General features: G+C 63.5%; 19 protein-coding genes. 7 read left to right on the plus strand and 12 right to left on the minus strand.

Annotated features, from left to right (window positions below; translation table 11 throughout):
• Complete coding sequence (locus DBV08_RS12955; protein WP_003940111.1) at positions 1 to 585, minus strand: hypothetical protein; 585 nt, start codon at positions 583 to 585, stop codon at positions 1 to 3.
• A 45-nt stretch (positions 586 to 630) separates the two neighbouring features.
• Positions 631 to 1,008, minus strand: a complete 378-nt coding sequence (locus DBV08_RS12960; RefSeq protein WP_124567675.1) for an MmcQ/YjbR family DNA-binding protein — start codon at positions 1,006 to 1,008, stop codon at positions 631 to 633.
• 99 nt (positions 1,009 to 1,107) lie between these two features.
• On the opposite strand from DBV08_RS12960, the gene DBV08_RS12965 reads away from it, so the two are divergent.
• Together DBV08_RS12965 and DBV08_RS12970 are read left to right on the plus strand one after the other, a co-directional pair.
• A complete protein-coding gene (locus DBV08_RS12965) occupies positions 1,108 to 1,554 on the plus strand; it encodes a hypothetical protein (protein WP_124567676.1) in 447 nt (148 codons plus the stop codon).
• Between the two features lie 99 nt (positions 1,555 to 1,653).
• Positions 1,654 to 2,247, plus strand: a complete 594-nt coding sequence (locus DBV08_RS12970) for a DUF937 domain-containing protein (RefSeq protein ID WP_095968689.1) — start codon at positions 1,654 to 1,656, stop codon at positions 2,245 to 2,247.
• An 82-nt stretch (positions 2,248 to 2,329) separates the two neighbouring features.
• Here the strand turns inward: DBV08_RS12970 and DBV08_RS12975 are convergent, their stop codons facing one another.
• Positions 2,330 to 3,547, minus strand: coding sequence for an MFS transporter (locus DBV08_RS12975; protein ID WP_124567677.1), 1,218 nt, complete (start codon positions 3,545 to 3,547; stop codon positions 2,330 to 2,332).
• A 114-nt stretch (positions 3,548 to 3,661) separates the two neighbouring features.
• On the opposite strand from DBV08_RS12975, the gene DBV08_RS12980 reads away from it, so the two are divergent.
• The 5 genes from DBV08_RS12980 to phoU all read left to right on the plus strand — a co-directional run bounded on the left by DBV08_RS12980 (position 3,662) and on the right by phoU (position 9,834).
• A complete protein-coding gene (locus DBV08_RS12980) occupies positions 3,662 to 4,540 on the plus strand; it encodes a LysR family transcriptional regulator (protein WP_124567678.1) in 879 nt (292 codons plus the stop codon).
• 128 nt (positions 4,541 to 4,668) lie between these two features.
• Complete coding sequence (locus DBV08_RS12985; protein WP_003940492.1) at positions 4,669 to 5,628, plus strand: acyl-ACP desaturase; 960 nt, start codon at positions 4,669 to 4,671, stop codon at positions 5,626 to 5,628.
• 81 nt (positions 5,629 to 5,709) lie between these two features.
• Entirely contained in the window at positions 5,710 to 6,852 is a 1,143-nt protein-coding gene (dusB, locus tag DBV08_RS12990; protein ID WP_095968686.1) for a tRNA dihydrouridine synthase DusB, read from the plus strand.
• Positions 6,853 to 7,002: 150 nt separating this feature from the next.
• Positions 7,003 to 9,066, plus strand: coding sequence for an LCP family protein (locus DBV08_RS12995; protein WP_234036866.1), 2,064 nt, complete (start codon positions 7,003 to 7,005; stop codon positions 9,064 to 9,066).
• Positions 9,067 to 9,138: 72 nt separating this feature from the next.
• Complete coding sequence (phoU, locus tag DBV08_RS13000) at positions 9,139 to 9,834, plus strand: phosphate signaling complex protein PhoU (protein ID WP_003940130.1); 696 nt, start codon at positions 9,139 to 9,141, stop codon at positions 9,832 to 9,834.
• Between the two features lie 58 nt (positions 9,835 to 9,892).
• Here phoU and DBV08_RS13005 read toward each other — a convergent pair whose 3' ends face one another.
• The 9 genes from DBV08_RS13005 to pstA all read right to left on the minus strand — a co-directional run bounded on the left by DBV08_RS13005 (position 9,893) and on the right by pstA (position 17,396).
• The gene (locus DBV08_RS13005; protein ID WP_124567679.1) at positions 9,893 to 10,639 is read right to left on the minus strand and encodes an SDR family oxidoreductase; all 747 of its coding nucleotides are present in this window, start codon (positions 10,637 to 10,639) and stop codon (positions 9,893 to 9,895) included.
• A gap of 90 nt (positions 10,640 to 10,729) precedes the next feature.
• Entirely contained in the window at positions 10,730 to 11,467 is a 738-nt protein-coding gene (locus DBV08_RS13010) for an urease accessory protein UreD (protein ID WP_235170194.1), read from the minus strand.
• Positions 11,467 to 12,210 carry an urease accessory protein UreG gene (ureG, locus tag DBV08_RS13015; protein WP_095968683.1) on the minus strand — a complete coding sequence of 248 codons (744 nt, stop codon included), beginning with the start codon at positions 12,208 to 12,210 and terminating at the stop codon, positions 11,467 to 11,469. Before ureG ends, DBV08_RS13010 begins: the two co-directional genes overlap by 1 nt.
• A complete protein-coding gene (locus DBV08_RS13020; protein ID WP_124567680.1) occupies positions 12,203 to 12,892 on the minus strand; it encodes an urease accessory protein UreF in 690 nt (229 codons plus the stop codon). The genes ureG and DBV08_RS13020 overlap by 8 nt, the downstream gene beginning before the upstream one ends.
• Positions 12,893 to 12,896: 4 nt before the next feature.
• The gene (locus DBV08_RS13025) at positions 12,897 to 14,606 is read right to left on the minus strand and encodes an urease subunit alpha (RefSeq protein ID WP_030535249.1); all 1,710 of its coding nucleotides are present in this window, start codon (positions 14,604 to 14,606) and stop codon (positions 12,897 to 12,899) included.
• Positions 14,603 to 15,073 carry an urease subunit beta gene (gene ureB, locus DBV08_RS33140; protein ID WP_095968681.1) on the minus strand — a complete coding sequence of 157 codons (471 nt, stop codon included), beginning with the start codon at positions 15,071 to 15,073 and terminating at the stop codon, positions 14,603 to 14,605. Before ureB ends, DBV08_RS13025 begins: the two co-directional genes overlap by 4 nt.
• On the minus strand, positions 15,070 to 15,372 hold the full coding sequence (ureA, locus tag DBV08_RS13035) for an urease subunit gamma (protein WP_003939800.1): 303 nt from the start codon (positions 15,370 to 15,372) through the stop codon (positions 15,070 to 15,072). Before ureA ends, ureB begins: the two co-directional genes overlap by 4 nt.
• A gap of 280 nt (positions 15,373 to 15,652) precedes the next feature.
• The gene (gene pstB / locus DBV08_RS13040) at positions 15,653 to 16,429 is read right to left on the minus strand and encodes a phosphate ABC transporter ATP-binding protein PstB (RefSeq protein ID WP_003939968.1); all 777 of its coding nucleotides are present in this window, start codon (positions 16,427 to 16,429) and stop codon (positions 15,653 to 15,655) included.
• 58 nt (positions 16,430 to 16,487) lie between these two features.
• Positions 16,488 to 17,396 carry a phosphate ABC transporter permease PstA gene (pstA, locus tag DBV08_RS13045; protein ID WP_124567681.1) on the minus strand — a complete coding sequence of 303 codons (909 nt, stop codon included), beginning with the start codon at positions 17,394 to 17,396 and terminating at the stop codon, positions 16,488 to 16,490.
• Position 17,397 lies beyond the last annotated feature (1 nt).

Below are 17,397 nucleotides of genomic sequence, written 5' to 3' on the forward strand. Positions count from 1 at the left end.
TCAGATTTCGGGAGCCGGTGCCTCGCCCTTGCTCTGCGGCTCGTGCTGCTTGAGTTCACCGCGCATCTTGTCGAGATCCTTGCCACGCTTTTTGTACATGTAGCCGAGCGCCACAAGTCCCAGGAACAACGCAACGCCGAGGACGGCACCGACAACCGAGGCTCCGCGGAAGCCTGGGCCGTCGACGTCGAGGATCCGCTCGCCCGCATGCGCCGCGTTGTTGTTGCCGAGGACGACTGTCAGAGAGAGCAGGTTCGGCAGCGCGAAGATCACTCCCAACGCGAGGGCGGTGATCTGCATGATCCGCGCGTGCTTACGCTTGCGCACCTGCCAGACCGCGCGGAAGAAGATCAGCGGGACCAGCGTGCACACGAGACCGAACAGAAGTCCCCACGCGATACCGGCGCTGAAACTGCCGTTTGCGAGCGACGCAATACGCTGCGCCCACCAACGCGGAAGGAAAGCGGCGAGGATGAAGTACGCAATGACCAGGACCACCGCCATCACTGCGATCCCGATGGCCTTCTTCGCCCACGGCGGCATGCCCGGTTTTGCGGTGGCCGGTGAAGTTTCCGGTGTCGTCACGACAAATCCTCGTCTAGTCGGCGTCTGTACTGACGAATCTATCCGTTACGGGCGTTCCTCATCCGCATCGAGAACGATCCGGGCAAGCCGCTTCGGCGCAACGAGGGTGAACGAGGTGTAGATCCACTCCTCCAGTTGCGACCATTTCTCCTCGGAAACGTCTGGGCCGATGTCGAGTGCAACCCACCCGTGGCGACCGAGGCCATAGCCGGCAGCACTTGCGCCTGGTTCGGTGGCCACCACCGCTTCGGCTTCCTCCTTGCTCAACTTGACGGTCAAGGAGGTGGCTTCGAGATTGCAGAACACGAAGTTCTTGCCCCGGACCCGGAAGGTCGGGTGGCCGTCCCAGGCTTCGATGTCGACGCGCTCCGCCTCCGGCAGGGACAACGAGATCTCTTCGAGTCGACGCATGTTGTCGGGCATGGAGACGATTCTGCACGCTCGATACCGAGCTTGACACCCGCGACACAGCTAGGCTCGGCGACGACCGCGTCACCGAACTCCGAACACAGGGAGACTGGCATGCGCACGTTAGTTCATCTGGTTCTGCTCATTTGTGGAATCGCCGTTGCCGTCGGCTCGTTCATGTACGTACTGGCCGGGGTCAAACCCAACAATGTTCGCCTCGAGGACCTGAGGGACGGCTTTCCGGCCGGGTGGGCAATCGAGCAACTCGGCGATCAGTCCGTGACCTTCTACCGGTCGATGGCGATACTTCTGCTCGCTTCAGCCGTATTGATTCTGATCGCCGCACTGTTCGGTTCTCGTATTGCGGCGTGGATCGGAATCATCGTGGGATTGGGAACTCTGGGCACGTTCTACTACCGAGTGAACGACCAATTCGACAATGTCATCAGGGAAAACTACTCCACGATCCTGACAAATCAGACAGGATTCATCTTGACGGCCGGCGGACTGATTCTCGCACTCCTAGCGTGTCTGGTCCCCCGCGAGAAGACCCGAGCCTGACCGCTCGGCAACCGGAGGGTTACCGTCGACGCCGACATTCACTAGTGTCTGCAACAGCCGGGTACTGACGAGTAGTACCCCAGAAGAGGTAGGGCATCAATGGCATCGCTTGACGACCTTCTATCCCAGATCCCCATCGACCAGATCGCGCAGCAACTCGGCGTGGACCAGGCAACTGCCGAATCGGCGGTCAAGACTGCACTTCCGACCCTCGTCGGCGGCCTCGGCGCCAACGCGCAGGATCCCGCAGGCGCAGCCTCGCTGGAAAGCGCGTTGCAGTCGCACGCCGACACCAGCCTTCTCGACGACGGCGTCGACATCAGCAAAGTCGACACCGCGGACGGTCAGAAGATCGTCTCGAACATCTTCGGCGGCAACACCGATCAGGTCGCCAGCGCACTCGGCGGTGTCGGTGGCGGCGGTGGAAACGATCTGGTGAAGCAGTTGCTGCCGATCCTCGCTCCCATCGTCCTGGCTTACCTCGCCAAGCAGTTCACCGGTGGCGGAGCCGGCGCGCAGACCCAGGCCTCCGGCGGCGGCGGACTCGGGGATCTCCTCGGCGGAATTCTCGGCGGTGGCGGCAATTCCGGCGGCGGCATCGGCGGCGCACTCGGCGGCATCCTGGGCGGATCCGGCGGCGGCGGTGGCCTCGGCGACCTTCTCGGTGGCCTCCTCGGCGGCGGCAAGAAGTAGGACGCTGAACAGATTCGCACTGCGGCGATCCCGTTCGGGGTCGCCGCAGTGCCCTGTCAGCCAACCCTGTCAGTCAACCCTGTCAGTCAACCGCCGTAGATCGAAACATCCTCAGCGACAATGCGAACGCAACCAACAGCAGCGCGCCGACAAAGGCACTGACTCCACCCCAACCGCCGCCCGCGTACGCGACGCCGGCGAGGGCACCCGCCACGGACGAACCCGCGTAGTAGGCAAACAGATACAACGCCGACGCCTCGGCCCGGTGATCGGTCGCGATCAGGCCCACCCAACCGCTGGCCACAGAATGTGCCGCGAAGAATCCTCCGGTGAAGAGCAGCATCCCTACGAGTGTCAGGGCCAGGTTGTCCGGAACGGTCAGTGCCAGCCCGATCACTACGACGACCACCGAGCCGAGCAGAACACTGCGCCTGCCCAGCCGGTCCGAGGCCCCGCCGGCTACCGCCGAGGTGAAAGTGCCGGCGAGGTAGAAGAGGAACACCAGACCCACAAGCGCTTCGGGAAGACCGAAAGGTGCTGCTGTGAGCCTAAACCCGAGGAAGTTGTAGATCGAGACGAATCCGCCCATCAGGATGAACCCCAAGGCGAAAAGCGTGCGCAGCGACGGGTTCGCAAGGTGGCGACGTAGATTCGACGCTATCGCACGCACCGATACCGGTTGTGGGTGAAAGAACTTCGACGCGGGAATCTTCCGGATCATGTTGAGCGCGAACAACGCTGACAGCACGGCCGCAGTCGACAGTGCCCAGCGCCACGTACTGAAATCGACCACCGCCGAGGGAACGAGCCGCCCGATCAGCCCACCGATCGTCGTGCCGGCAACGTACCTTCCCATCGCCGCACCGAGGTTCTTCCGATCGACCTCCTCGGCCAGATAGGCCATCGCCACCGCCGGGACCCCGGCCAGAGCCAAGCCTTGCGCCGCGCGTCCGATCAGCAGAACCTCGATCGTCGGACTGAGCGGCAGGAGCAAACCGATCACACAGGACGCCGACGCCGACGCGATCATCACCCGTGTGCGACCGAACCGCTCGGAGAGCGCGCTGGCCGGAATGATCGCCAGCGCCAACATGCCCGTCGTCGCCGAGACGGAAAGTGCAGACACAGCAGGCGAGACGTCGAAGCCTTCGGCAAACGCGGGCAGCAGTGCCTGAGCCGCGTACATAGAGATGAACGTCGACAGCCCGGCCGCGAACAACGCAACGGTCACCGTGCGGTATCCGGTAGATCCCCGCCGAAGCGGCGCCAGATCGGATTCGATCACCTTCTCGACAGTCACCACGTACCTCCAGACATCACTTACCTCCGGTAAGAATCCTCTCGCTGAGCTTCGACAAAAGAAAATGCATAGTTGTGGAGTTCTTTATGTCTTGAGCACATATAGATTGACGTCGTGATGCTGACCGAAGACCTCGAATGGTTTGTCGTGCTCGCCGAAACCCAACAGGTCACCGCCACTGCCGACCTGACCCACCTGTCGCAGCCGACCCTCTCGCGCAAACTCGCACGCCTCGAAGGACAGATCGGCGTGAGGCTCTTCGACCGTCAAGGACGCCGACTCGAACTGAACCGGTACGGCGAGATCCTCTACGAGCACGCTCGGACCGCGCTTGACGCACTCGACGCGGCGCAGACCGAAATCCGGTCGCTGGCGAGCCCCGAGAGCGGCACCGTCCGACTCGACTTCCTCCACTCGTTCGGCACCTGGCTGGTACCGCACATGCTGCGGGGATACCGCGTCGAGCATCCCGGAGTGCGATTCGAACTGCATCAGGACAGCGCGCAGTTCCTGGTCGACCGGATTGCCGCGGGTGCGTCCGACCTGGCCGTCGTCTCGCCGCAGCCGCGCGATCCGCAGGTCGCGTGGATGCAGATCGCTCAGCAGTCACTGGCGTTGGCTGTTCCAGCTGATCATCGCTTCGCACAGTTGCGTTCGGTCGAGCTCGCGGACGCGGCCGACGAACCGTTCATCGGTATGCATCCGAACTTCGGGATGCGAAGAATTCTCGATGAACTGTGCGCGGCCGCAGGTTTCACTCCGAATTTCGTCTTCGAGAGCAGCGAGCTGGCAACGGTCGGCGGACTGGTCTCCGCATCCTTCGGTGTATCGGTCATGCCGGTGCAAAATCCACCGATCTGGGCCGAAGGAGTCGTCTACGTACCGATCGAAGGTGCCCAGCGGAAAATAGGACTGATCTGGTCGAAGAGCCGCGAACTGTCCGATCCTGCCCGGACGTTCCGCGACTACGTCGAAAGAACGACTTGGTCGTGAAAGTGCCCCCGGATAACTACGGATCGGTAACATCGCCCGAGGGGAGCAATATTCATGCCATTCTTTTCAAACCTACGGTGCCGTAGGCTGGGGCGAAGTCGCGCATTCACTCAACATGGAGGCAAGAAATGACGAGGATTCTGACGCAGCTGGAGCTGCTACAAGAGCTGCAGCCGGTTGCCGAGGAGAACGTCAACCGCCACATCTCCATGGCCAAGGAATGGCATCCACACGATTACGTCCCGTGGGACGAGGGCCGTAACTTCGCAGCCATGGGCGGCGAGGACTGGAGCCTCGAGCAGTCACAACTCGGCGAGGTCGCCCGCGCCGCGATGATCACCAACCTGCTCACCGAGGACAACCTGCCGTCGTACCACCGTGAGATCGCCGAGAACTTTTCGCAGGACGGCGCCTGGGGTACGTGGGTCGGCCGGTGGACCGCCGAGGAGAACCGTCACGGCATCGTGATGCGTGACTACCTCGTCGTCACTCGCGCAGTCGACCCCGTCGAGCTCGAGCGTTTCCGCATGGAACACATGACGAACGGTTACAGCGCACCCATCGACGAGGGCGACGCCGGCCTGCTGCACTCGGTCGCCTACGTGACCTTCCAGGAACTCGCGACGCGCGTCAGCCACCGCAATACCGGTAAGGCCTGTGACGAACCGATCGCCGACAAGATGCTTCAGCGCATCGCGGCCGACGAGAACCTGCACATGATCTTCTACCGCAACATCTGCGCCGCCGCGCTCGATCTTGCGCCCGATCAGGCTCTCAAAGCTGTGGCGAACATCGTCCAGAACTTCCAGATGCCCGGCGCCGGCATGCCGAACTTCCGCCGCAACGGCGCTCTCATGGCCAAGCACGGTATCTACGACCTTCGCCAGCACCTCGACGAGGTCGTCTGGCCGGTCCTGCGCAAGTGGAACATCTTCGAGCGCAATGATTTCAGTGCCGAAGGCGAGAACACGCGCGAAGAGTTGGCAGCTTTCCTCGAGACCCTCGCCGCGAACGCGACGAAGTTCGAAGAACAGCGCGATCGCATGCTCGCACGCGAGGCCGCCAAGCGCGAACAGCAGGCTTCTTAGTTTCACCGGCTATTCTGTGCCCGGTACCGGATTCGGTACCGGGCACTTCCAATTGTCACAAGTATTTGTTCAGAGGTAGTCATGTCATCCCTTCGCATCGGTTCACTCGAGCTGCACAGCCCCGTGGTCCTCGCACCCATGGCGGGCGTCACCAACGTCGCCTTCCGCACGCTGTGCCGTGAACTCGAACTCGAACGTGCAGGCAGCACGTCCGGGCTCTACGTCTGCGAGATGGTCACCGCACGTGCGCTCGTCGAACGCCAACCGGCCACGATGCACATGACCACGTTCGGCCCGACCGAAACACCCAGGTCCCTGCAGCTGTACACCGTCGACCCGGATACGACCTACGCCGCGGCCAAGATGATCGTCGACGAGAACATGGCAGATCACATCGACATGAACTTCGGCTGCCCCGTCCCGAAGGTGACCCGCAAGGGCGGTGGCTCGGCGCTGCCGTACAAGCGTCGACTGTTCGGACAGATCGTCGCAGCCGCAGTGCGCGCAACCGAGGGCACCGACATTCCGGTCACCGTCAAGATGCGTGTCGGTATCGACCCCGAACATCACACGCACCTCGACGCCGGCCGGATCGCCGCAGCCGAAGGCGCTGCCGCCGTCGCACTCCACGCACGTACCGCGTCGCAGCGCTACTCCGGTACCGCTGACTGGAACGAGATCACGCGCCTCAAGGAACACGTCACCGACGTTCCGATCCTCGGCAACGGCGACATCTTCGACGCGTCGGATGCTGCACGGATGATGAACGAGACCGGCTGCGACGGCGTCGTCGTCGGACGTGGCTGCCTCGGACGGCCATGGCTGTTCGCGGAACTCAGCGCAGCTCTCAACGGACAACAGATCGCCACGCCGCCGACGCTCGGCGAAGTCACCAAGATCATCGCTCGTCACGCCCAGCTGCTCGCCGCACACCACGGCGAGATGAAGGGCTTGCGCGAACTTCGCAAGCACGTCTCCTGGTACATGCGTGGGTTCCCGGTCGGATCGGATCTGCGGGTCTCGATGGCGTTGGTCAGCACGTTGTCCGAACTGGACGACCTGCTCGGACAGCTCGATCACAACGTCCCGTTCCCCAAGGACGCCGAAGGCCCGCGGGGTCGCCAAGGCTCGCCCGGTCAGGTAGCACTACCGGAGGGTTGGCTCGACGATCCCGAGGACGACCTTGTGCCGGTGGGAGCTGACATGATGCACTCCGGCGGCTAGCGAGAACACGCCGTCGGATTACTCTCATCACTTTCTGAGTGAAGCACTCAGGATTCACCAGTAATATGGCTCCAGCTTCGTCGACAACCGGTTGACGCCGGCACTTGAATGACGAGTTACTGACAGTCGACGACGGGACAGGTTGCATCGGTGGGTGATGATCACGATTCGGGCCCACCTCCGCCCGAGAGCCGCGCTCCCTGGGAACGTCCGCTCGCAGACAAGCGCTTCCGCAACGCCCGCCCGGACCAACCGGCCGCTCCCCAGCGCCCGGCAACACCCCAGCGCCCTTCAACACCCCGCCCTTCGACACCCCAGCGACCAGCGCCGCAACCACCCAGCCCCCCGGAGCGTCGTAACAGTGGACGTACCGGGCGACGGGATTCGCCTCCGACCGACGACTCCGTGTCGGTCGCCGAGTTGGTCCGTCGAGTAGGCGACAAAAAACCACCACCCGCCCCGGCTGCGCCGCCCAAGCCGGCGCCGACCAAATCCGTACCACCCGAGACCCAATCTTCAGCAGCGTCGGCGCCGCCCCCTGCCCGACCGATTCCCGCGCGTCCGACCGTCCCGCCTGCCGCGGCGGACTGGATCACCGAAGAACATCCCGTCACCTCCGCAGTGCCGCGTGTAGTCGGTGACACCGGCGCCACGCGCCTGGCGCAAAGCAAGATTCGCCGCCGCCATCGCGCAAAAGTGATCGGCCGATCGGCAGTAGCGTTCCTGGCCGTCATGTCTCTCGCATTGACCGGCGTCGTCTGGGGTTATCTGCGGTCGGTCGAAGGCGGATTCGATCAGATTGCGGCACTCGACACCGAGTCCGACGACATCATCGACGCCGGCGGCCAGCTCGGCGACGAGACCTACCTGATCATCGGCACCGATACCCGAGCCGGTGCGAGCGGTGAGATCGGCGCCGGAACCGTCGAAGACGCCGAAGGCGCCCGAGCCGACACGGTCATGCTGGTGAACATTCCTGCTGACAGAAGCCGCGTCGTCGCCGTCTCCTTCCCGCGTGACCTCGACGTCGAACGTCCGATCTGCCAGGGCTGGGACAACGACGCCGGCAAGTACACCAGCGAAACCTTCCCGGCCGCCAGCGGCGACAAGCTCAATGCGACGTACGCACTCGGTGGTCCCAAGTGCCTGGTCAAGGTCATCCAGAAGATGTCCGGCCTGAAAATCGGGCACTTCGTCGGAATGGACTTCGCCGGTTTCGAGCGCATGGTCGACACCGTCGGTGGCGTGAACGTCTGCTCCCCCGGACCGATCGAAGACGGCATCCTCGGAACCGTCCTCGCGTCCGGCGGGACGCAGATGCTCGACGGCCGCACTGCCCTCAACTATGTGCGTGCGCGCCACGTCGAAGCCGAGGGCAACGGCGACTACGGACGCATCACCCGTCAGCAGAAATTCCTGTCGGCACTGCTCCGCTCGGCCCTGTCCAACCAGGTCCTCCTGAATCCGGGCAAGCTCAACGGATTCATCAATGCCTTCACCAGCGACACGTTCGTCGAGAACATCGACACGAAGTCGCTGGTCACCCTCGGCCGTTCGCTGCAGAACGTCGACGCGGGCGCGGTCACGTTCTTGACGGTCCCCACGGACGGCACCAACGACTGGGGCAACGAGATTCCTCGCACCGACGAGATCAAGTCGCTCTTCCAAGCGATCATCGACGACGATCCGCTTCCGGGCGAAGAGCGCGAGGACACCACACCGTCGTCGACCAGTTCCACGACGACGGCTCCTACGTCCAGCACGCCGCCCGCCGCCACTTCCGTCGAAGCGATGAGCGCGTACAACATCTCGGTCGACGTCTCCAACGCGTCGGGAATTGCCGGGCAGGCCGCGACGATCGCCGACAGCCTCGCTGCTTACGGATTCCAGATCTCCACGGTCGGTAACTTCAGCGCGGCCACCGGCCTGGCGAATGCTCAAGCGTCGACCACCGTCGTGCGCTACGCCGCAGGTTACGAGGCTGAAGCCGTCACTGTCGCGTCGTCGATTCCCGGCGCGGTTCTCGTGCTCGCGCCGAGTATGGGAGACATGATCGAGGTCGTCGTCGGAAGCAATTTCTCCGGCACCGTCGTCGCCCCCGCGGACCCGGGGACCATCCTGGCGGCAAATCCGACGTCGGTCGACACCAGCACCTCGACCGCTCTGCCCGCCGACATCGCGAGCGTCAATGCCGGCGACACCACCTGCGACTGACACACGTTCATTCACCTTGCGTTCACCTGGTGCTTGTGACTTGGTCTTTCACGGCACGTAGGCTCTGACCTCATGCGCGTGGCTTACAACGAACAGATGACCGAGCTTGCAGACACGCTCGGCGAGATGGCAGGACTGGCAGGTGCCGCTATGGAGCGCGCCACCCAGTCCCTGCTCCAGGCAGACCTGTCCCTGGCAGAACAAGTAATCGGCGAACACGACAAGATCACCGAACTCAGCACCATTTGCGAGGAGCGCGCGTTTGCGTTGCTCGCCTTGCAGGCTCCCGTTGCCGGAGATCTGCGCTCGGTGGTCAGCGGAATCCAGATCGTCGCCGACATCGACCGCATGGGTGCGCTCGCCCTGCACGTCGCCAAGATCGCGCGCCGCCGACATCCCAACCACGTGCTTCCCGAAGAGGTCAACGGCTACTTCGCGGAGATGGGACGCATCGCTGTCTCCATCGGTGCGGCCGCCAAGGTCGTACTCGAGACCCGCGACCCCGAGCGCGCTGCCCGCCTGCGCGAAGAAGACGAAGCGATGGACGACCTCCACCGCCACCTGTTCACCGTCCTCATGGACCGTGAGTGGAAGCACGGCGTTGCCGCTGCAGTCGACGTCACGCTGCTCGGCCGCTTCTACGAGCGATTCGCCGACCACGCCGTCGAGGTCGGCCGACGCGTCATCTTCCTGGTGACCGGCAAGCTGCCCGAAGAGCCGGAAACCACCGAGAAGGTCGACAACCTCACCTCGTACCCGGATCTCTGAACCCAACCGTCCACGTGAGTAAAAGGCGGCCGCGCACTTGCGCGGCCGCCTTACCTATTCAGTTCTCGTGCAACCAGGTCTTCAACGTGGGTCCTGCAGTTGTCGATCCAGGCCCGGGCAGCAGCGCCCCACCCTTCATCGCCTTACCCGCTCCCGGCATCGAGATCGGGATCAGCCACGTGCGTCGGCCACGGTATTGCAAGATCTCGCGCGTCATCGCCGGGATCTCGAGGACCTCCGGGCCGGCGAGATCTGGAGCCCTCCCGCTCGGACCGTTCTGAGCGCACGCCACCAGAGCCTCGGCGACGGTCTTCGCCGCCACCGGTTGGGACCGCATCCGGGGAACCATCGCGACCGGCCCCAATCCGAACAGCGCGATGGTTTTCTCGCCGAACTCGAACCACTGGGTCGATCGCAGAATTGTGAACGGAATGCCCGACGCTTCCACCGCGCGTTCCTGCGCAGCCTTTCCCTGGTAGTACCCGAAGGACTTCAACCGCGGATCGTCGCAGTTCACGATCGAAAGCAGCACGTGATGCTTCACGCCTGCCTTGGTTTCGGCCGCGGCGATGTTCCTCGCTGCCGTCTCGAAGAACTCGATCGCCTTCTTGGCGCTGTTGGTGACGTGATCGCTCACGTCGATGACAACGTCGGCACCGACAAATGCTTCGTCCAACCCCGCACCCGTGGAGATGTCGACTCCCGTCGATCGAGCGGCGGCGACGACGTCATGGCTCGCTGCCTTCGCCTGCTCTACGACCAGCTTTCCCATCTGGCCGGTTCCGCCCAGAACAACAATTCGCATGATGCCTCCGTCAAACCTGTGCGCCCGGCTCTCTTCGGCCTGGTCACATGGTGGACGACGCAGCCGCCCGAAGTGTGACGCTCTGGGAGATCAGTCGGTGTACCTCTCCGACACATGCGCCCGCCACTGCGACCAGATCGGATCCAATGCTGCGCTCGCCTCATGTGCGTGATCGGCCACGGCCCGCGCAAGCATCCCCGGCCCCGCCAGCGGCGTCACATGTCCCTCGACGTCGTCGGAAATCTTCATCCCCAAAAGCATGGTCGTGCCCAGCACACGACGACCACCCAGTACTCCCGGCAACGAACGGTCCGGAACGCTACGCAGGTCGAGAGTTTCCACGAGGAGCGCTTTCCCGCCGACGGTGATGCGTTGATCCGAGCGAAGCGCACCGCCGGTTTCGCCGGTCCGCCCGAACACGATCATCTCGTCGAGCAGCGCCACCGCATCGGATTCCAGTGAAATATCCACGCGCCTGGTCACATCCGCGCCCCCGGCGACGACAAACGGTGCCGCTCGCCAGATCAGCGCCGCACCGGCGCCGACGCTCGCCGAGGCCGACCACGCCGCCCGGCCGCCGCGTGCGTTGTACGCGACGGTCCCTGACGGCTCGATCACCTCGAGACACGTACCCGGCGCGACCACGAACTCGATACGCAGGTCGTCACCGGCCAGCAGCGTTGCGCTGTGCCCTACCAAGGCAATTCGCACGGTGAGCCCGCGAGCGTCGACGAATCGCGGGGCCAGGAAGTCGCCCGAGATCAGCTCTCGCGCAACAGCGGTGTCACCCACTCTCTCGACGACGACCCGCGTAGCTCCAGTGCGCATCAGTGAGCGTGAGAGTGGCTGTGCCCGTGACCGTGTCCGTGGTCTTCTTCATCGGCATGGAAGTGCGGTGCCATCGGTCCCGGATCCTGCGGAGTGTGACTACCTGCGCGATGAGATGCGATGACCTGGCGAAGCCAGGCACTGAGCTGGTCGATCGTGGCGTGATCCTTCTGGCTGAGCGCGAGAACGGGAAGTCCGTCTCGCGCGGCCGTGGCATCGGCAACCATCTGGACTGCGTCGACGTCGACGTACGGGGCCAGGTCGATCTTGTTGACCACCAACAGATCTGCCCGCTCGATTCCCGGACCACCCTTACGTGCGACGTCTCCGCCGCCGGCGACGTCGATGCAGAAGATCTGGGCGTCGACCAGTGCCGGGCTGAACGTGGCGGTCAGGTTGTCACCGCCGCTTTCCACGATCACCATGTCGAGGGGATGGAACTGACGCTCGAGGTCTTCGACCGCAATGAGGTTCGGTGTCACGTCGTCACGGATGGCCGTGTGCGGGCACGCTCCGGTCTCGACTGCGACGATGCGCTCGATCGGAAGAACGTTGGCCGCGCGCAACAGTCGCGCGTCCTCGTCGGTGTAGATGTCGTTGGTGACCACCGCGATCTCGTACTCCGACGCGAGTTCGCGGCAGATGGTGGCGATGAGAGTGCTTTTGCCGGTGCCGACGGGGCCGGCAACGCCGAGCCTCAAACCTCTTGCAGCAGTGGTGGTGTTGTTCAGGTTGTCAAGCACGGAAAATCCTCCTGGATCGAGCGTGGTGTTCGAGTGACCATTGTTCGACCAACGGTCCTGTTGTTGCGGGTATATCTGTGACGCCTTCGACTGCCACGGCAGCCTTGGCGACGGTTTCGATGGTCGAGGCTGCTCGGAGCAGCCATTCGACCGGTTCTGCCGGATCCACCGGCAGTAGCTTCAATGCCGCCGACGCCACCGTTTGAGCGTCGTCGTACAAACAGGATCTGGCTGCCTGTAGGTCGTCCATCCCGGAGATCGCCGTGAAGACGCCCAACGCGAGCGGCCGCATCGGATGCCCGGGCAGCGCCATGAGCATCTGCACCGCGGGGTGCTGCGGCCACAATCGCGACGCCAGTCTTGCCAGCCCACGTCCGAGCTGAATCGACGCCTCACGCAGCGGTGCGCTGGGAGTCCGAGCGAGCAGTTCCCTCGAGATGTCCTCGAGTTCGCCTGCACTACCCTCACTTACGGCCCAGCGTCGCGTGATTACCGTTGCAGCGGCCTCGACCAGTCCCACTGTTTCGAGTCGACCGCGAATGAAGTCAGGGACCTGGCTCTGCAGGAGTCCGCCCGCCAGTGCCGGTTCCAACCCCGACGAGTGCGCGTGACCGCCGGTAGGCAGACGCCCGTCCGCCAAGAGCATCGACGCTATGTCGGCAGACGTCATCTCGATTGACATGGTTTCAGAACAGCATGTAGCGCTGAGCCATCGGCACTACGTCAACGGGGTTGGGCGCGATCAGGTCGCCGTTGACCTTGATGGCAAACGTCTCCGGATCGACGTCGATGGACGGCAGTGCCGTGTTGTTCGGCATATCCGCCTTGGTGAGGTGCCTCGTCGGACGAACACCGGTGAGGGTGCGCGTGAGACCGAGACGATCGGCCAGACCGTCCTCGATGGCCATCGGAGAGACGAACGTCGTGGACAGGTGCGGCGCCGATCCCGGAGTTGCCGCGATGGCCGGACGTACGAACACCGGCTGCGGGGTCGGGATTGCAGCGTTCGGATCACCCAGCGGCGCAGCAACTATCGCCCCGCCCTTGATCACGGCAGAAGGACGGACACCGAAGAATGCGGGATCCCACAGCACCAGGTCCGCCATCTTCCCCGCCTCGACCGATCCGATCTCGTGATCGATACCGTGCGCCACCGCAGGGCAGATCGTGTACTTGGCGACGTAGCGCCGCGCACGCTCGTTGTCGGCCGGCATGCTGGTCCCCAGCTTGCCGTACTGGGCCTTCATGACGTGGGCAACCTGCCACGTCCGCAGGGTCACCTCACCGATACGCCCCATTGCCTGGGCGTCGGACGAGGTGATGGAGATGGCTCCGATGTCGTGCAGAAAGTCCTCCGCCGCAATCGTTGTCGGCCGGATCCGGGATTCGGCAAAGGCAAGATCCTCCGGAACCCGGGGATTGAGCGCATGACACACGATGAGCATGTCGAGGTGCTCGGCCACCGTGTTGACGGTATGCGGCAACGTCGGATTGGTCGATGCCGGAAGAACGTTCGGCTCACCTGCCGTCACGATGATGTCCGGAGCGTGCCCGCCGCCGGCACCTTCCGCATGGAACACGTGGATCCCGCGTCCGGCGATCGCATCCAAAGTGTGCTGTACGTATCCGGTTTCGTTGAGGCTGTCGGCATGCAGCGCCACCTGGAGGCCGAACTCGTCGGCTGCGCGTAGAGCTGCGTCGATCGCGGCCGGAGTGGAACCCCAGTCCTCGTGAACCTTGAATCCACCTGCGCCGGCGAGAGCTTCCTGACGCATGGCCTCATGGCTGACGGTGCTGCCCTTGCCGAGGAGAAGAACGTTGAGCGGGATGTGGTCGAGGGCCCGGTGCATCATCGTCAGGGACCAGGCACCGGGCGTGACGGTGGTTGCCTTGCTTCCCTCCGTGGGGCCCGTTCCGCCGCCCGCCACTGTCGTCGTACCGGTCGCGAGCGCTTCCATCATCTCGATTTCACTGAGGAAGTGCACGTGAGTGTCGATCGCACCCGCGGTGAGGATCTTTCCCTCGCCGGCGATCACGTCGGTGCTCGGCCCGATGAGCAACTTGGGGTGCACGCCATCCATGATGTCGGGGTTACCGGACTTGCCGATCGCGACGATGCGTCCGTCGCGAATTCCGACGTCTGCCCGGACAATTCCCCAGTGATCGAGAATCACCGTATTGGTGATGACGACGTCGAGAGCACCCTGGTCGCGAGTGGTCAGGCCCTGGCCCATCGACTCGCGGATGCTCTTGCCGCCACCGAAGACCATCTCGTCGCCGGTCGCGGTGTAGTCGTGCTCGATCTCGATCCACAGATCTGTGTCGGCCAAACGGATCTGGTCGCCTGCAGTAGGGCCGTACAGGGAGGCGTAACCGCGTCGATCGATCCTGCTCATTCGGCTGTCCTCTCAACTGTCGTCGCGGCGTCTTCCGGTGAATCCGCCTCGACCGGAACATCACTCACGCGAACGTTCACCGAGGACGCACGCAAGGGTTCTTCGACCTCGACACCGGGCGTGCCGAACGGCATGACGGTCTTGGGCTCACGTGCGTGAGTCGGTAGGTCCTCGTCCGGCACGATCTGCAGGCCCGGAACCCTTTTGAGTCCGCCGAGCGCGATCAGTGTCACCGTTCGGCTGACCCCCGGTTCGAACCGAACCGACGTTCCCGAGGGGATGTCGAGCCGGAAACCGTCTGCCGCTTCGCGATCGAAGGTCAGCGCCGGATTGGCCGCGGGAAGATGAAGATGCGAACCGATCTGAATGGGGCGATCGCCGTCGTTGACGACGACCATCGTGATCTTTTCCGCGTCAGTGCCGAACTCGAGCGGTTCGGTGGACACACGTACCTCGCCGGGAATCATCGAATGGGCTCCGTCACGGTGACCAGCTTGCGACCGTCCGGGAAAGTGGCCTCCACCTGGACGTTTGCAATCATCTCGGGTACCCCTTCCATCACGTCGTCGCGGGTGAGCACTTGCCGACCGGCGTTCATCAGTTCCGCAACCGTCATTCCGTCACGCGCGCGCTCGAGAATCCAACACGAGATCAGGGCCATCGCTTCGGGGTAGTTCAGCAGTACCCCGCGCTCGCGGCGGTCGCGGGCGACCATGCCCGCAACGCTCAGGAGCAGCTTTTCGGTATCTGAAGGGGTGAGGTGCACTGACAAGCCCTTCCGGTTGTGAAACGACATCGATCGACAGCGTGCTGTCGGGCCGAGATTAGCATTGTCCGAAGCGTCGTCAGTATCCACGAGATTCACATCGTCGGCTACTTCAGCGCCCACTCGGCGCACTTGCGCTGCTCATCGAATTATTCGGGCGCCCAACGACGCTCAGCTCTGCGCACCGGAGTGGGAACTATCACCACAACCAAAAAGTTTCACCCCCGTCTCCTGTTGGAAACGGGGGTGAAACATGATCGTGCAGGGTTTGTCCCAGGACCTATCCGAAGCGGCCGGAGATGTAGTCCTCGGTGGCCTTCTGCGTCGGGTTGGAGAAGATCTTCTCGGTGTCGTCGATCTCGACGAGCTGACCGGGCTTACCGGTTGCCTCGAGGTTGAAGAATGCAGTCTGGTCACTCACACGCGCAGCCTGCTGCATGTTGTGCGTGACGATGACGATCGTGAAGTCCTTCTTCAACTCGGTGATCAGGTCTTCGATCGCGAGAGTCGAGATCGGGTCGAGCGCGGAGCACGGCTCGTCCATGAGCAGAACGTCGGGCGAGACCGCAATGGCACGCGCGATGCACAGACGCTGCTGCTGACCGCCTGAGAGGCCGCCACCGGGCTTGTCGAGGCGATCCTTGACCTCGTTCCACAGGTTGGCGCCACGCAACGAACGCTCGGCCACCTCGTCGAGCTTCTTCTTGCTGCGCTCGCCCTGCAGCTTCAAGCCTGCGACGACGTTGTCCTTGATGGACATGGTCGGGAAGGGGTTGGGCCGCTGGAAGACCATGCCGATCGTCTTGCGAACACCGACGGGATCGACGTTCGAACCGTAGATGTCCTCGCCGTCGAGCAAGACCGAACCCTCGACGCGCGCACCGGGAATCACTTCGTGCATGCGGTTGAGTGAACGAAGAACGGTGGACTTGCCGCAACCGGACGGGCCGATGAAGGCGGTGACGCTCCGGGGCGGGACGGACAGGCCCACATCGGCGACGGCGTGGAACTTGCCGTAGTAGATGTTGACGTCCTTGAGATCCAGACGCTTGGCCATTACCGGCTCCCTACTGAGTTGTTGACGCTGTTGAGTACGAACATGTTCCGAGGCCGCATCACTTGCTTCTCACCTGCGAGAAGTGACCGATCAGCTTCGCGACGATGTTGAGGATCGCGATCAGCAGGATCAAGGTCAGTGCTGCGCCCCAGATGCGGTTGGTGCCGGCGTCGGTGGGGTTGTTCATCTCGGCGACCATGACGGAAGGCAGAGTGCCCATCTCGCCGTTGAACAGGTCGAAGTTGATGAACGGTGCGTAGCCGACGAGGATCAGCAGCGGCGCGGTCTCACCGAGCACGCGGGCCAGGGCCAGCATGACACCGGTGATGATGCCGGGAAGTGCCGTCGGCAGAACGATTTTCGAGATGGTCTTCCACTTCGGCACACCGAGCGCGTACGACGCCTCTCGCAAGTCCATCGGGACGATGCGCAGCATTTCCTCGGTGGAGCGAATGACGACCGGGACCATCAGGAGGACCAGAGCCAGAGATACAGCGAACGCGGACTTGGGGAAGCCGAAGGTCGCGATCCACAGTGCGTAGATGAACAGCGCGGCCACGATCGACGGAACACCGCTGAGGATGTCCACCATGAACGTGGTGAGCTTGCCCAGCTTCGACTTCCGGTCGGCGTACTCCACCAGGTAGATCGCGACGAAGATGCCGAGCGGGATGGAGAAGACCGCACACACGATGCCTTGCAGCAAGGTGCCGATCAATGCGTGATAGATACCGCCGCCGTCGGCCGATGCCGTCAATCCGCTCAGCGAATTGGTGAACCACGTCGGCGACGTCAGAGCGGGCAGGCCCTTGGCGACGACCGTGAAGAGCACCCAGACCAACGGGATGAGCGCGATGACGACTGCCAGGCTCACCAGGATGGTCGCGAAGACGTCCTTGGCACGACGACGGGCGCCGACGCCTTGGAAAGTGGGGGCCTTGACCGGCCGGTCCAGAGTGGAGGTCATG

The organism is Rhodococcus sp. KBW08, from assembly GCF_003852455.1.
GTDB lineage: Bacteria > Actinomycetota > Actinomycetes > Mycobacteriales > Mycobacteriaceae > Rhodococcus_F > Rhodococcus_F baikonurensis.